General features: G+C 61.0%; 16 protein-coding genes. 5 read left to right on the top strand and 11 right to left on the bottom strand.

Features of this window, described 5'->3' with window-relative positions:
- Window positions 1–84: 84 nt before the first annotated feature.
- Window positions 85–1,047 carry a LysR family transcriptional regulator gene (locus tag AC6R19_RS16245; protein WP_500580895.1) on the top strand — a complete coding sequence of 321 codons (963 nt, stop codon included), beginning with the start codon at window positions 85–87 and terminating at the stop codon, window positions 1,045–1,047.
- A gap of 146 nt (window positions 1,048–1,193) precedes the next feature.
- Window positions 1,194–1,547 (top strand): NIPSNAP family protein, encoded by a 354-nt coding sequence (locus AC6R19_RS16240; protein ID WP_500580894.1) that lies wholly within the window; start codon window positions 1,194–1,196, stop codon window positions 1,545–1,547.
- A gap of 60 nt (window positions 1,548–1,607) precedes the next feature.
- Here AC6R19_RS16240 and AC6R19_RS16235 read toward each other — a convergent pair whose 3' ends face one another.
- The 6 genes from AC6R19_RS16235 to pdxR form a co-directional block, all read right to left on the bottom strand.
- The gene (locus AC6R19_RS16235; RefSeq protein ID WP_500580893.1) at window positions 1,608–2,075 is read right to left on the bottom strand and encodes a GNAT family N-acetyltransferase; all 468 of its coding nucleotides are present in this window, start codon (window positions 2,073–2,075) and stop codon (window positions 1,608–1,610) included.
- 76 nt (window positions 2,076–2,151) lie between these two features.
- Window positions 2,152–2,733 carry a GNAT family N-acetyltransferase gene (locus tag AC6R19_RS16230; protein ID WP_500580892.1) on the bottom strand — a complete coding sequence of 194 codons (582 nt, stop codon included), beginning with the start codon at window positions 2,731–2,733 and terminating at the stop codon, window positions 2,152–2,154.
- A gap of 61 nt (window positions 2,734–2,794) precedes the next feature.
- A complete protein-coding gene (locus AC6R19_RS16225) occupies window positions 2,795–3,388 on the bottom strand; it encodes a DUF6151 family protein (protein ID WP_500580891.1) in 594 nt (197 codons plus the stop codon).
- A gap of 43 nt (window positions 3,389–3,431) precedes the next feature.
- A complete protein-coding gene (gene panB / locus AC6R19_RS16220; RefSeq protein WP_500580890.1) occupies window positions 3,432–4,262 on the bottom strand; it encodes a 3-methyl-2-oxobutanoate hydroxymethyltransferase in 831 nt (276 codons plus the stop codon).
- 76 nt (window positions 4,263–4,338) lie between these two features.
- Window positions 4,339–5,070, bottom strand: a complete 732-nt coding sequence (locus tag AC6R19_RS16215) for an NAD(P)-dependent oxidoreductase (protein ID WP_500580889.1) — start codon at window positions 5,068–5,070, stop codon at window positions 4,339–4,341.
- Window positions 5,071–5,134: 64 nt separating this feature from the next.
- A complete protein-coding gene (gene pdxR / locus AC6R19_RS16210) occupies window positions 5,135–6,565 on the bottom strand; it encodes a MocR-like pyridoxine biosynthesis transcription factor PdxR (RefSeq protein ID WP_500580888.1) in 1,431 nt (476 codons plus the stop codon).
- A gap of 88 nt (window positions 6,566–6,653) precedes the next feature.
- Between pdxR and AC6R19_RS16205 the strand changes: the two genes are divergently transcribed.
- Together AC6R19_RS16205 and AC6R19_RS16200 are read left to right on the top strand one after the other, a co-directional pair.
- Window positions 6,654–7,559, top strand: a complete 906-nt coding sequence (locus AC6R19_RS16205; RefSeq protein ID WP_500580887.1) for a TlpA family protein disulfide reductase — start codon at window positions 6,654–6,656, stop codon at window positions 7,557–7,559.
- An 18-nt stretch (window positions 7,560–7,577) separates the two neighbouring features.
- A complete protein-coding gene (locus AC6R19_RS16200; protein WP_500580886.1) occupies window positions 7,578–8,036 on the top strand; it encodes a cupin domain-containing protein in 459 nt (152 codons plus the stop codon).
- Between the two features lie 19 nt (window positions 8,037–8,055).
- Here the strand turns inward: AC6R19_RS16200 and AC6R19_RS16195 are convergent, their stop codons facing one another.
- The 4 genes from AC6R19_RS16195 to AC6R19_RS16180 form a co-directional block, all read right to left on the bottom strand.
- Window positions 8,056–8,508 carry an SAM-dependent methyltransferase gene (locus tag AC6R19_RS16195; RefSeq protein WP_500580885.1) on the bottom strand — a complete coding sequence of 151 codons (453 nt, stop codon included), beginning with the start codon at window positions 8,506–8,508 and terminating at the stop codon, window positions 8,056–8,058.
- A gap of 76 nt (window positions 8,509–8,584) precedes the next feature.
- A complete protein-coding gene (locus AC6R19_RS16190) occupies window positions 8,585–8,977 on the bottom strand; it encodes a cupin domain-containing protein (protein ID WP_500580884.1) in 393 nt (130 codons plus the stop codon).
- A gap of 226 nt (window positions 8,978–9,203) precedes the next feature.
- Window positions 9,204–9,542, bottom strand: a complete 339-nt coding sequence (locus AC6R19_RS16185; protein ID WP_500580883.1) for a YciI family protein — start codon at window positions 9,540–9,542, stop codon at window positions 9,204–9,206.
- A gap of 364 nt (window positions 9,543–9,906) precedes the next feature.
- Window positions 9,907–10,122 (bottom strand): hypothetical protein, encoded by a 216-nt coding sequence (locus AC6R19_RS16180; RefSeq protein ID WP_500580882.1) that lies wholly within the window; start codon window positions 10,120–10,122, stop codon window positions 9,907–9,909.
- A gap of 307 nt (window positions 10,123–10,429) precedes the next feature.
- On the opposite strand from AC6R19_RS16180, the gene AC6R19_RS16175 reads away from it, so the two are divergent.
- A complete protein-coding gene (locus AC6R19_RS16175; protein WP_500580881.1) occupies window positions 10,430–11,035 on the top strand; it encodes a L,D-transpeptidase family protein in 606 nt (201 codons plus the stop codon).
- Between the two features lie 83 nt (window positions 11,036–11,118).
- On the opposite strand, the gene AC6R19_RS16170 is transcribed toward AC6R19_RS16175, so the two are convergent.
- Window positions 11,119–12,537: an alanine/glycine:cation symporter family protein gene (locus AC6R19_RS16170; protein WP_500580880.1), complete on the bottom strand. Its 1,419-nt coding sequence runs from the start codon at window positions 12,535–12,537 to the stop codon at window positions 11,119–11,121.
- Window positions 12,538–12,550 lie beyond the last annotated feature (13 nt).

Genomic DNA, 12,550 nt, shown 5'->3' with positions numbered 1-12,550 from the left:
TGGTCAGACTACCGTTGATCAACCCTCTCCAGTTACGATACTTTCTCCTGCTATTGATTCCTGAATTTCTACAATGGTGGGCCTATGGCAGATCGGCTGGCGGGCGTCCGGGTTTTTGTGGAGGCGGTGGAGGCGGGCAGCTTCTCGGCCGCGGCGGAACGGCTGCACCTGTCGCGCTCCGCAGTGGGCAAGGCCATAGCGCGACTCGAGGAGCGCCTGGGCACGCGACTTTTCCATCGCACCACCCGCACACAGAGCCTTACCAATGAAGGGCAGTTGTATTACGAACACTGCAAACAGGCGCTTGAACAGCTGCGCGCCGGCGAAGCCATGCTGGAATCCGGCAGAAAAGAAGTGCGCGGCCTCCTGCGGGTCAGCGTACCGGTGCTGTTCGGCCGCTACTGCGTGGCCCCGGTACTCACTCGCCTGGCGCAATCCCACCCGGAGCTGGAACTGGAGCTGTCATTCAGCGATCGCAATGTGGCGCTGATCGAGGACGGCTTCGATCTGGCCGTGCGCAGCGGGCGCCTGTCCGGCGACAACCTCATAGGACGCAGGATTGCGCAACATCATATGTGCCTCTGCGCCGCGCCCGCTTACCTGCAAGCCAAAGACGCCCCGCGCTCGCTCGACGAACTCGGAAAACATGAGGCCATTGTCTACCAGAGTGGGGGCCGCCGGCGCAGCTGGCTGTTTGCGCAGGAGGATGGCAAACGGATTGAAATAGAGCCCGCGGCGCGGCTGCGCTTCGACGACCTGGAGGCCATCGCCGATGCGGCCGTCGCCGGCCTGGGCCTGGCCTGGCTCCCCTCCTGGCTGATCCGGGAGCGGCTGCACAGCGGCGGACTGGTACAAGTGCTGGCGGACCGCCCGGGATTCAGTTTCGACATTCACGCCCTCTGGCCGCAGACACCGCAACTGCCCTACCGCTTGCGAGTGGCAATTGATGTTCTGGTAGAGCAGCTGCCGCCGCTGACCACGATCGGCAGCTATCGATCAGATGCGGTGGAAAAACGACGAGACGACATCCCGGCGCCAATCTCCTGAGGATACACTGGGCAGCTGTCCCACAGAAAAGGAGTTCTCGAATGATGAGATCAATTTACAAAGCTTTGACGACAAGACTGCGGACAAGCTTATCGATTGCGATTGCGTTCACCCTGGTTTTGCCCAAGGTGCTCCACGCCGAATCAATGCCCGAATCTTCCGCCGTACATCAATTGCGCATTTACGAGTTGTACAAAGACAATACCGGCGCTTTTCACGATCGCTTCCACAAGCACGCCATGCGGATCATGGAACGCTACGATTTCAACATCGTATCCACCTGGGAAAGCGAGCAGGAGGACAAGGTGGAGTTTGTCTACCTGCTGAAATGGCCCGACGAGGAGACCATGAAGGCGCAGTGGGAAAAGTTTATGGCCGACCAGGAGTGGAAGGACATCAAGCAAGTCACCGGCAAGAAACACGGAAGGTTTGTCAACGGCATCGAAGACCGCAAGCTGATTCTTACCGACTATTCACCGCGCGATTCCCTGGCCCTATAGCCCCGTCTCCTGCAAGGTGCCGGGGAGCCGTATTTCAAGAGCCGGATGAAGGAGAAGCGGCTAATCTTCTCCCTGCAGTTCCCGGCTCATAAATACGCTGTAAGGATCCTCCTTGTAATCCGCAAAGGGCCCGCAGTAGCTGAAGCCGAAGCGACTGTAGAGCCTCCTGGCCGGCTCGAAGGCAGCCGCCGAGCCGGTCTCCAGGCTCACCCTTTGGTAGCCGCGCCGGGAGGCTTCCTCGAGGATATGCTGCAGCAACTGCGCCGCGACGCCCTTGCGTAAATGGGCCGAAGCCGTGCGCATCGACTTTATCTCCCCGTGGCGCGCATCCAGCACCTTGAGCGCACCGCAGCCGAGCAGTTCCGGTCCCTCCCAGGCGCTCCAGAAGGTGATTTCCGGCCGGCGCAGGGCTTCCAGGTCCAGGGCGTGGATACTCTCCGGCGGGGAGTGCAGCCCCATATTACGCAGGTGCTCATTCAGCAGCGCAGCCACTTCGGGCCCCGTCAAATCGTCGACCTTGATTTCCATAATCTCTTCCACCTATCGACCGAAAATAACCCGCCGTCAGATAAGCAATAATTGTGCCCAAGGGCCCTGCGCGAACCTAACCCAGCTTGTACTGCAGGTGCTGCCTGACACCGGGCCAGTCGTAGTTGGTGATGCTGAAAATCACCGAATCCCTGATCCGCCCGTCCGGCAGTACCTTGTGGCTGCGCAGGACGCCCTCTTGCTTGGCACCCAGCCGGAGTATCGCGTTGCGGGAGGTCTGGTTGAGGTAGTCGGTCAGGAACTCCACGCGGTTGAGGCCGAGGGTCTCGAAGGCGTGGGTCAGCATCAGCAGCTTGGCCTCGGTATTGACATGGGTGCGTTGGAAGGATTTGCCCAGGAAAGTGAAACCGATTTCCACCCGCCGGTCCTGCAAGCTGGCGTGCATGAAGCGGGTGGAGCCGGCGATGCGGCCGGTTGCCTTGTCCACTGTAGCGAACGCCAGGCCGTCACCCTGCTCCCAGGCCGCCTCCGCGTCGAGGAAAAATTCGTCCAACTCCTCCACCGATGGCACACTGGTGAAGAACAGCTTCCACAGCTCGCCGTCCTCTATGGCCCCCGCCAGCGCCTCCCGGTGCTCCCGGGCCAAGGGCTCGAGGCGCACATGCCGGCCTTCCAGGGTAACCCGCTCAAATTTCATCGCTCTACTCCAAAATCCCCGTTTATCCGCTGCCAGCCCCAGGAGTGCAGTCGGGCCAGTGTCAATTATCCGCGCCATTATCGGAATGCAGGACATTGGGCTCGGAAACCGGCGTGCCGTCCGCGTGGAAAAAGGGCGAGGGCCGGTCCTTTCCCGTGATTTTCCACAGCGCCAGCTTGTAAACAGTCCTGACCACTTCTGTCATCGGGAAACCGCGCTTCCTGATTTCCTCCGGAAGCCCCTCGCTGGCAAACCTGGTACCCGAATAGCCGCGCACCGGTCCCAGGTCCCTGTCGCGGGACTCCCGGTTATCCATAAAACTGTGAATCATGCCGACGAAGGGACCGGTCGCGGACAGGGTATTGCCTATCGGCGTCTTGCAGCACCCCGTGTACCAGCGGAACATGCCCTTTTCGCTCAGGCGCAGGCAAAGGATCTTCTCGCGGCCTTTGGTGATTTCGATCTGGGAGGGCGTCAACTGGAAAATATCCGTGCCGCCGTACTCGTCCAGTACATCGCCTGCGCGATCCAGGCAACGGGTGAAGGCCTGGCAGTCATCGCAGTAGCAGACGACCCGGTTGCCGGAAGCCGGTGTCACCCCTCTTGCGACACCCTGTACTTCGCCGCAGTCGCACTTCAACGGTATATCGGCCACAAGTTCCTCCCTGTCTTCCATTTACCGGGTTACTTCAGCACTTTTATCGAGACTCATTCTTTATCCCGAAACAGTGCTCGTCCGCCGGGAAGCTTCCGTTCCTGACTTCCCGGGCATACTCGGCGAATACTTCCCTGATCTGCACACTGAGATCAATGTATTGTTTGGCAAATTTCGGCGTATAGTCGGAGAAGAGGCCGAGCATATCCTCGGTGACCAGAACCTGCCCGTCGCAGGCCGGCGAGGCACCGATGCCAATGGTCGGAATAGACACGGCCGCAGTCACCTGCCGCGCGGCACTTTCGAACACGCCCTCCACCAGCAGGGAAAAAGCCCCGGCCTGCTCGTAGGCCCTGGCCTCCCTGACCAACAGATCCGCTGCGGCCTCGTCCCGCCCCTGCGCCTTGAAACCGCCCATTGCATTGGCGTGCTGGGGCCGCAGGCCGATGTGGGGCATCACCGGAATGCCCCGCTGCACCAGGAACTCCACAGTTTCCACCAGTTCCAGCCCGCCCTCCAGCTTCACGGCCTGGGCCCCGGTTTCCGCCAACACCCGCGCCGCGTTCCTGAACGCCTGTTCTTTCGACTCCTGGTAGCTGGCAAAGGGCATGTCGACCACGACACAGGCCCGCTTGGCCCCGCGCAGAACCGCGGCGCCGTGGGCGATCATCATTTCCAATGTGACCGGCAAGGTGGAGTCGAAACCGTAGGCCACCATGCCGGTGGAATCTCCGACGATGATCAGATCAACGAAAGGGTCCATCATTTCCGCCATCGGCTTGGTATAGGCAGTGAGAGAAACAATGTTTCCCCTACCCTTCATCGACCGGATTTTGGTAATGGTGACCTTGTCATTTGAAGTATGAGCACTCATAACGCCTCCACTGCTCAGTTTTGACGGCAACCTTCTCTGACAGAAGGCATCCAAAACGAAGATCCCGCACCGCCACTCAACGGAGCGGTGCCCTGTTGTAAATAACCGGCATCTGTCCCCGCCACTGATGCCAGAGCTGATCAGCCGTCAGCAGTTCGGCCATAAAGTGGGCCACGTTGATCCTGCTGGTCTCACCCGCATTGAAGATCGCGCTTCTGGTCGGCGAGGGGTGCAGGTCGTATCCGGTAACCTCGTCCTCGTCCAGCAGGCTGTCCGGGCGTACCACGGACCACTGGATATCCTTGTCCGCCTGGCCGACTTCCGTGCGCAGGAAATCAGCAGCCCTTTCATTGTCCAGCTGGGGGGGCACCAGGACGCGGACCAGCCCGATGACGCATTGCTGGGCAAGGGAAACCCTTTCAGGAATATCCCGGTTGCTGTTGCCGGCGGTATTCATCAGCACAAACCTGACGGGCTCCTGCGGCCCGTTGGCTTTGATGGCATTGCACAGCCTGCGGGTGGCATCGGTCACCAGCCTGCGCGGGTGGCCGAAAATCCCCTTGAAACTCAGGTTGTGGCCCAGGCAGGAGGCGACGGCATTACAGCCATCAACATGCTCGGACATTTCCGTATCACTCAGTTCCAGAAGGCTCGCGTGAATCACAGACAGTTTGGCGCGGCTGCGGATATCCTCCGGTAGCCTTTCCGGCGATCGCACCATGGCTCTGACGGTCCGCCCCCGATCGAGTAGCTGTCGCACCAGCAAACGGCCAGTGGCCCCGCTGGCGCCTACTACGAGAACTGTCATTGCGCTTCCCTCCCTGGGTTCCAACTATTTTCCCGACAATATTATGGGTGCTTCCATAAATCTACTACGCAGTCGCCATGGCCTCAGCAAGATTCTGTACAAAATCCATAAAGTCCCGCTCACACCCGCTGGTAAATCCCACCACCAGTCCCTGGGGTACAGGATCTTCCCGCAGGTAGTGCTTGCTCAGGGCCAACACCTCAAAGCCCCGTTCCACCATCTGCCGGGCGATATCCCGATCGGAATACTGCCCATCCAACATCAGGGTGAGGTGCATGCCGTGTGGGCGCGTCTCTACGGAGACCGGCAGCTGGTATTGGCTGAGCAGCTGTAACAGCCGGTCCCGCTTGTCGCGATACAGGGCCCGCATCTGGCGCAAGTGCGCCAGGAAATAGCCGCCCTGGATAAAATCCGCTATCGCATTCTGCATCAGGATCGCAGCGGCGCCATCGCTGAATTCCTTGGTCGCGTGGAATTTTTCCAGCAGCGCCTCGGGCACCACCATATAACCTACGCGCAGCTCCGGGGACAGCACTTTGGAAAAGGTGCCCACATAGATAACCCGCTGGGCGCTGTCCAGCCCCGCCAGCGCGGTGAGCGGTTCGCCATCGTAGCGGTACTCGGCATCGTAGTCGTCCTCGATGATCCAGCCGTCGGTCTCGCCGGCCCAGTTCAGGATTTCGAGGCGCCGCTCCAGGCTCAGAGTGGAGCCGAGGGGGAACTGGTGCGACGGAGTCAGGCAAACCACCTTCGGACCGCCAGCGGGCGACTGCAGGACGCGATCGAAGCGGGCCCCCTGCTCATCCACCGGCAGCGGCTGTAATCGGAAGCCACAGGCACTGAACGCCTGGCGCGCGCCCTGGTAGCCGGGATCCTCCACATAGACCTGCTCGCTGAACGCCCGCAGCACCCTTGCCGCCAGGTAGAGGCCCTGCTGGCCGCCGCTGGTAATCAGCACCTGCTCTTCGCGGCAGCACACCCCGCGGTAGGCGCCCAGATAGGCGCCGACCAGTTTGCGCAGGCGCCGGGCACCCGCGAGCGGCGGCCTGGATCTGGCAACGGTCGCCTGCCTCAGTGCACCGCGCAGCACCTTGTTCCAGGCGGGAGATGGAAAATGCCCGGCATCCGGCAGGGCGAAGCCCAGGCGCAGGGGAAGGGGTGGTTCGGCCGCGGCGGTTCCGGGCTGGCGCCCCGCCGCGCTCCGCTTCGGGTTCAGCAGTGCGCGCGCCGATATTCCGCGTACGATCGTCCCCCGCCCCACCGCCGAGTCGACAAACTGCTCATCCGCCAGCAGTTCGTAAGCGGCAATGACCGTATTGCGCGCAACGCCGATTTCCGCCGCCAGCTCCCGCGATGACGGCAGCTGTACACCGGCCTGCAGGTTACCGTTCAGAATCAGGTCGCGGATATAGGCGTACAACTGGCGGTAGCGCGGTGTGTCGCTATCCCCCTGGAACACAATGGCGCTGAACGGAATACCGCTGGTCGGTTTCATAAAAGGACCCATTGGGCCGCCGGTAATGGATCTACCGCCTCACCACCGCGCCCCTTAAGCTGGGTCCATCGGAAACAAGGGGGATCTGATGAAGAAATACGTGATGCCGGCACTATTCTGGCTGTTCCTGATGCACGGCTCAAGCGCCACCGCCCAGGCGACCGACCTTTCCGTGAAATTGATCGATGGCGGCGGGTTTTCACTGCGCCGGGATGCGAACGGCAAGCCGTTGCTGCTGAAGTTCTGGGCCACCTGGTGCCGCGCCTGCCTCAAGCAGATGCCGGACTACCGGCAGCTCCATGAGCAGTACGGCGAGCGGGTGCAGTTTCTCGCAGTCAATGTCGCCATCAACGATTCACCGCACCTGGTCAAGGCCGCGGTACGCGAACACGGACTGGCGATGCCCGTGGCCTACGACGAGATGGGTGAACTGTGGAATCGCTTCAACGTTATGGGCACGCCCATGTACCTGCTGCTCAATGCCGAGGGGGAAACCGTCTTCAGCGGCTACCGCCACGACGAACGACTGATACGGGCACTGGAAAAACTTTCAGCTGCAAAGCAGAGCGCCGCACCCCGGCCGCCGCCGCTGCTGGCCGACTTGGACGGCAATGCACAGCAACTGGTTCCTGATCCCGGAGAGATAGTGATCGCCTATCACTTTGCCACTTGGTGCGAATCCTACCTGAAGGATACCGATGCGGAGCGCGTGCAGGCCTGCGCGGGGTTTCGCCGGGGTATCGAGCGGCTCGGGCAGATACCCGGCGTCAGGCTGATCGGCTTCGCCACCCGCTACAGCAGCGACAGCGAAAGCCTGCGGCGCTACCGGCACCAACACCGTATCGACCATCCCCTGGTTTTCGACGAGGACGGGATATTCGCCAGGCACTTCGCTGTGCGGGATTTTCCCCACCTGGTCGTGCTGCGCCAGGGTGCCGCCCCCCGGCACTGGCAGCGTATCGATGACAGTCTGCTTCGACATTTGCAACCCTGATCACTGAGGAAACCACCCATGAACATGACCGCCATAGCCGAATTGCCGACCCGCTCCGCTCCCGCTACCGATACCCCCTGGGTCCCCCTGGGCGAGGGCAAGGCATTCAAGCCACTGCGCTTCCTGCGCGACAACCGCGGCTTTGTGGAACTGCTGCGGCTGGAGCCGGGCGTGGAGATAGGCTGGCACCGCCACACTGGTGAAGTGCACGCATACAACCTGCAGGGTACGCGCGAACTGCATACGGGCGAATGCATAGGACCCGGCGACTATGTGTACGAGCCGACCGGGAACACCGACAAGTGGCGCGCTATCGGCGATGTGCCGCTGGTAGTATTCGTGGTGGTCACGGGCGAGGTCGAGTACCTGGATGCCGACGGCGAAGTGAGTGCCCGCTACAGTGCGGGGACACTGCTGGACCTCTACCGGCATTATTGCGAACAGCAGGGGCTGGCAGTTCTGGACCTGGTAGACTGAGGAACTTCCGTGCTATACCCTATGGCTGGATGTGCGCCGAGGGCCTGCGCAGCGGAATTTCCTTAAGCGGATTCCCGCCATCGATAAAAAGGCGGCCGTCCTCGGTCAAGGATCGGGCGATACAGAGAAGTGCGGCCCGCTCGATTTCCGGGTGGCGCCCATCCAAGGCGCCAACCCGTGTGGCGAACGCAATGTCATAGAGTGCCTCACCTTCATCCAGGGAAAACTCCTCGACCGCCACCTTACGAAACTCCAGCCGCCCGGAACCGATCTGTTCCCCGGATCCGGCAATAGCCTGCGCGATAGCCCTGGCCGAGCGATCGATAGCGAGAACATGCCCTCGCCCTATACGCTCGGCGACGGCGCGGGCGGCAACGCCGGGCCCACAACCGATCTCGAGCACGCGCATACCCGGCCGCAGAGGAAGCGCCTCGACTATCGCCGCCAGTCTCGGAGAAATGGTTCCAGCCATAACACTTTATCCGAACTTACCTTTTATTCCCCGAACTGCTTTTATTCCCCGAACTACTTTGGCACTCCATCAGGAATCACAGGGGCTTATGCTGGGTACCTTCTCCCGGGGTGATGAATATCACCCTGGCCTTCGCATCAACTTTTGCGGTATGCCAGACACCTTGCGGCACAATGACATAATCCCCGCAATTCTCGAGCGTAAGAGACTCTTCGCCAGACTCCAGCTGCAAGTGGAAATGCACTTTCCCGGACAACAGAATGACCACCTCATCGCCTTTCGGGTGCATCTCCCATTTCGCCCAGTCTTCCGCAAACTCATAAGCTGAAACCAACTCATGCCCTTCAAAGCCATTGTACTCCCTTCCCAGGCGCTCATACAGGGAGGAATCATTTCTCTCCACCACTGCCCGCTTCTCCGGGGCGATTACCACAAAATGATCGAAGACTGATCGAATCGCGTCCTGCATATCATAACCTCCTCTATTGGTACTTTTTCGGCACGTAGCGATAGCGCCCCGTTATTTGGTACGTACAGCATACCATCAAGCTTTTTGCATGAATTCATACTGTATATTGCTATTATCAAAAATATATATCTTACCCCGCTGAGGGTGCACAGGAAATCGCCCTCCATTGTGAATCATGAGCGTCCATGATTCTGTCTTCGATCATTTGCTTCCTCCGGCTTCTCCGTCAATGAAAGGGGCGCACCTCGACCGGCGCCCGGCAGGCGACGGCCGCCTTCCGCCCCCATGCCAGTGCCTCGCTCAGGTCAGCGGCTTCCAGCACCCAAAAACCACCCACGTGCTCCTTGGTTTCCAGATATGGTCCGTCGGTGATGAGCACCTCACCATCGGGTTGCGGCCGCAGCGACCTCGCGCAGTCCGCAGGAAGCAGGCCACCAACGAAAACCCTGACACCAGCGGCCTTCATCTCGTCGTTGAACGCGTCAATATCGCGGGCCATCGCTTCGTCCTCTGCGACGGCCGGATCGTAGTCATCGGGGTGGTGAATAGCAACCAAATACTGCATCCTGATTTCTCCTGTAACGATCTTCGGGCAGGACAGTTGAGCTAACAAGGCCGTAGAAAAAATTCACGACAACACCGTCTACGGCTGCTTTCAAGTTATTGGGTCGCTCGCAGGTATAGCCGCCGAGTCCATCCACATGGCCCCCAGCTGGGCTACAGCCTGTGCGCCGTCGTCTGTTAGTCGAACACCGAACCCCGATTTCGACAGAACAGAAAAATCGACATTCCTGCACTCTTATCCAGCCAGGACAAAACGGTCTTCGAGCCTCGAACCCCATACGTTCAGCCCTTCGTAACCTTATGTTTCATTGACATTTCCCTGTCCTTAGCAAGACCGCTCGAATATCGGTCGCGGAGACCGTTATTCAAGCATCGGCGACGCGCTGCACGCTGGGGGCGCCGCGCTCCAGCAGGGCCCAGGCGTGGTCCCTGCCCGCGGCAATCAGTGCAGCCCCGGCCCCGCCGATACTGGTTTGCAGGGTGCCGGCCAGGGGTAGCACCAGTTGGTGGTTGTCGTGGTGGTGCCGCCGGGTCTCCCGGTCATAGCTGCGCAGGTCAAGCAACAGGCTGGAACTGGACATGGGCCGATAATAGCGCCCCGGTGAATCCATGGATGGCTCTAACCGAAGCTGCCGTCATTCCCTTTTGATGTAATCGCCCACCGGCATTCGATCCTACCATCGTTTCCACTTGTTGTGGCTGCGGCCACGGCGGCCCACTCTGCGGCGAATGCCGGAATATATCGGCAGGTCGCGCTGGGGAAAAAATCACTGCTTGTTGTCGCGTCGCCGGACGTGAGGGAGTCTTTTGCCCCGCAAAGGTGCGCGCAGCGGGCACCGCTCGCAAATCGCTGTTGTTTGCAAATCTTTTGCAATAGAGAGGTGCGCAATGCTAAGCCGTTCTTCCCTGCTAAAAAGATCTTCACTGGCTGCCCTGCTGATTGCCGGCGGCTCCGTACTACTAAGCCCACTGGTCCAGGCCGTCGACTACGGTTACCAGTTCCTGCGCCAGGGAACCACCTACCAGGATCGGTGGGTGGGACAAGCCTGGTGGCGCCCCGAAGTTGTCGGCGGCACACCGCATATCAGGATTGTTCTCAGCGAGCAGAAAGCCTACTTCTACAGGGGCGGTCGCCTGGCCGGCATTTCGCCGGTCTCCACCGGGATGGCCGGGCATCGCACCCCCACCGGCAACTTCCGTATCTCGGAAAAGAAATACAACCACCGCTCCAATCTCTACGGCCACTACGTCAGTCGCGGCGGCTATGTGCTCAGGAGCAACGTGGATGTACGCCGTGATCGCAGACCTCCCGGAGCCATTTTCCGCGGCGCGTCCATGGATTACATGATGCGCATCAACGGTGCCATCACCATGCACGCGGGGCATGTGCCCGGCTACCCGGCCTCCCACGGCTGTATCCGCCTGCCCTGGCATATGGCGAAGATCTTCTTCCAGAATGCCACCGTGGGCACCAGGGTTTCCGTGGTGCATTGAGCTCAGCGGTATCTGGATTCCGGCCTGCGCCGGAATGACGACAGTAGGATGTAGGGGCGAACCCTGTGTTCGCCCTCGATGTTTCAGGTGGGGTCTTTCAGGCCGGTTTTTTCCTCCGCCGCCATCCGCACGAAATAATCGTGGGCCGCGCGGTTGACGAGCTTCGCCAGCAGCAGCGTGGAGGTCATGGTCGGAATCGCCATGATCGCGTACATGCCGATAATGATGCTGTTGACCGCATTCAGTGAGGCCACGGCGCCTATCACGATCAGCGCGATATAGGCCGCCGAATAAAATCCCTGCCAGCGGCTGCCGAACAGGAAGACGAAACACTTCACGCCGTAATACCAGAAGGTGACGATAGTGCTGAACGCCAGCGGCAACACCATCAGCAACAGCAGTATCGGCCCCCAGTGGCCGAACACCTCGGAGAAGGCATTGGCGGTGAGCGTCACCCCCTCGATGCCCTCGCTCCCGGCCCAGGCGCCGGTAAGCAGAATCACCAGCGCGGTGCAGGTGCAGATCACCAGCGTATCGACAATCGGCCCCACCATCGCCACCACGCCCTCGCGGATCGGCTCGCGGGTCTTGGCCGCGCCGTGGGCCAGGGATTCGGTGCCGATGCCGGCCTCGTTGGAGAAGGCCCCGCGGCTGATACCGGTGGCGATCACCGCGCCCAGGGCGCCGCCGGCCACCGCCTTTCCGGTGAAGGCATCGGTGAAAATCAACGCGAAGGCGGCCGGCACCTGCTGCCAGAAATAGCCGATCACGATCAGCGTCAGCGCCAGGTAGAAGAGCACCATACCCGGCACCACCCGCACCGCGAACTTGCCGATGCGCTGGATGCGCCCGGCGATCACCACCGCGGCCGCTGCGGCCAGTACCAGGCCGACGACGAAATCGAACATCAACGAGCCGTCTGCCGGCACCCAGCCCAGCGGCACGGCGAAGGATTCCCGCAGCAACTGCACCGTCTGGTTGGACTGGAACACCGGCAGCATGCCACACAGCCCCGCCACTGCGAACAGCATCGCCAGCGGCATCCACTTCCTGCCCAGCCCCTCGCGGATCACATACATGGGCCCGCCCTGCAGCTCGCCGGCGGAATCCCGCCCGCGGAACATCACCGCCAGGGAGGCGGTGTAGAACTTGGTGGCCACGCCGACCAGCGCGGTCACCCACATCCAGAAGATGGCGCCGGGCCCGCCGGTGCTGATGGCGATGGCCACCCCGGCGATATTGCCGAGCCCCAGGGTGCCGGACAGGGCCGTGGACAGCGCCTGCCGGTGTGGCACCTGGCCCGGGTCGGTGGGATCGTCGTACACACCGCGCAGCAGGTCGACGCTGTGGCCCAGGTGGCGATAAGGTCGGCCGCGGGAGTAGATCAACAGGTAGAGGCCGCCGCCCACCAGCAGTACCAGCAGCGGGGTTCCCCAGACAAAGGAAGCGAAGGCGGCGAGGGCCCTCTCTAGGATCAAGAGGATGGAGGCGAGAAGGGACATGGAAGCAGTTTCA

The organism is Microbulbifer sp. SE14 (genome assembly GCF_059834885.1).
This window is presented reverse-complemented; position numbering and strand designations above follow the sequence as displayed.

Bases quoted from the DNA above. Each gene is read 5' to 3' on its own strand.
- AC6R19_RS16180 (WP_500580882.1), bottom strand. From the start codon at position 10,122: ATGTCCAGTTCCAGCCTGTTGCTTGACCTGCGCAGCTATGACCGGGAG.
- AC6R19_RS16170 (WP_500580880.1), bottom strand. From the start codon at position 12,537: ATGTCCCTTCTCGCCTCCATCCTCTTGATCCTAGAGAGGGCCCTCGCC.
- AC6R19_RS16200 (WP_500580886.1), top strand. From the start codon at position 7,578: ATGAACATGACCGCCATAGCCGAATTGCCGACCCGCTCCGCTCCCGCT.
- AC6R19_RS16195 (WP_500580885.1), bottom strand. From the start codon at position 8,508: ATGGCTGGAACCATTTCTCCGAGACTGGCGGCGATAGTCGAGGCGCTT.
- AC6R19_RS16205 (WP_500580887.1), top strand. From the start codon at position 6,654: ATGAAGAAATACGTGATGCCGGCACTATTCTGGCTGTTCCTGATGCAC.
- panB (WP_500580890.1), bottom strand. From the start codon at position 4,262: ATGAGTGCTCATACTTCAAATGACAAGGTCACCATTACCAAAATCCGG.
- AC6R19_RS16175 (WP_500580881.1), top strand. From the start codon at position 10,430: ATGCTAAGCCGTTCTTCCCTGCTAAAAAGATCTTCACTGGCTGCCCTG.
- AC6R19_RS16235 (WP_500580893.1), bottom strand. From the start codon at position 2,075: ATGGAAATCAAGGTCGACGATTTGACGGGGCCCGAAGTGGCTGCGCTG.
- AC6R19_RS16230 (WP_500580892.1), bottom strand. From the start codon at position 2,733: ATGAAATTTGAGCGGGTTACCCTGGAAGGCCGGCATGTGCGCCTCGAG.
- AC6R19_RS16215 (WP_500580889.1), bottom strand. From the start codon at position 5,070: ATGACAGTTCTCGTAGTAGGCGCCAGCGGGGCCACTGGCCGTTTGCTG.
- AC6R19_RS16190 (WP_500580884.1), bottom strand. From the start codon at position 8,977: ATGCAGGACGCGATTCGATCAGTCTTCGATCATTTTGTGGTAATCGCC.
- AC6R19_RS16240 (WP_500580894.1), top strand. From the start codon at position 1,194: ATGCCCGAATCTTCCGCCGTACATCAATTGCGCATTTACGAGTTGTAC.
- AC6R19_RS16245 (WP_500580895.1), top strand. From the start codon at position 85: ATGGCAGATCGGCTGGCGGGCGTCCGGGTTTTTGTGGAGGCGGTGGAG.
- pdxR (WP_500580888.1), bottom strand. From the start codon at position 6,565: ATGAAACCGACCAGCGGTATTCCGTTCAGCGCCATTGTGTTCCAGGGG.
- AC6R19_RS16185 (WP_500580883.1), bottom strand. From the start codon at position 9,542: ATGCAGTATTTGGTTGCTATTCACCACCCCGATGACTACGATCCGGCC.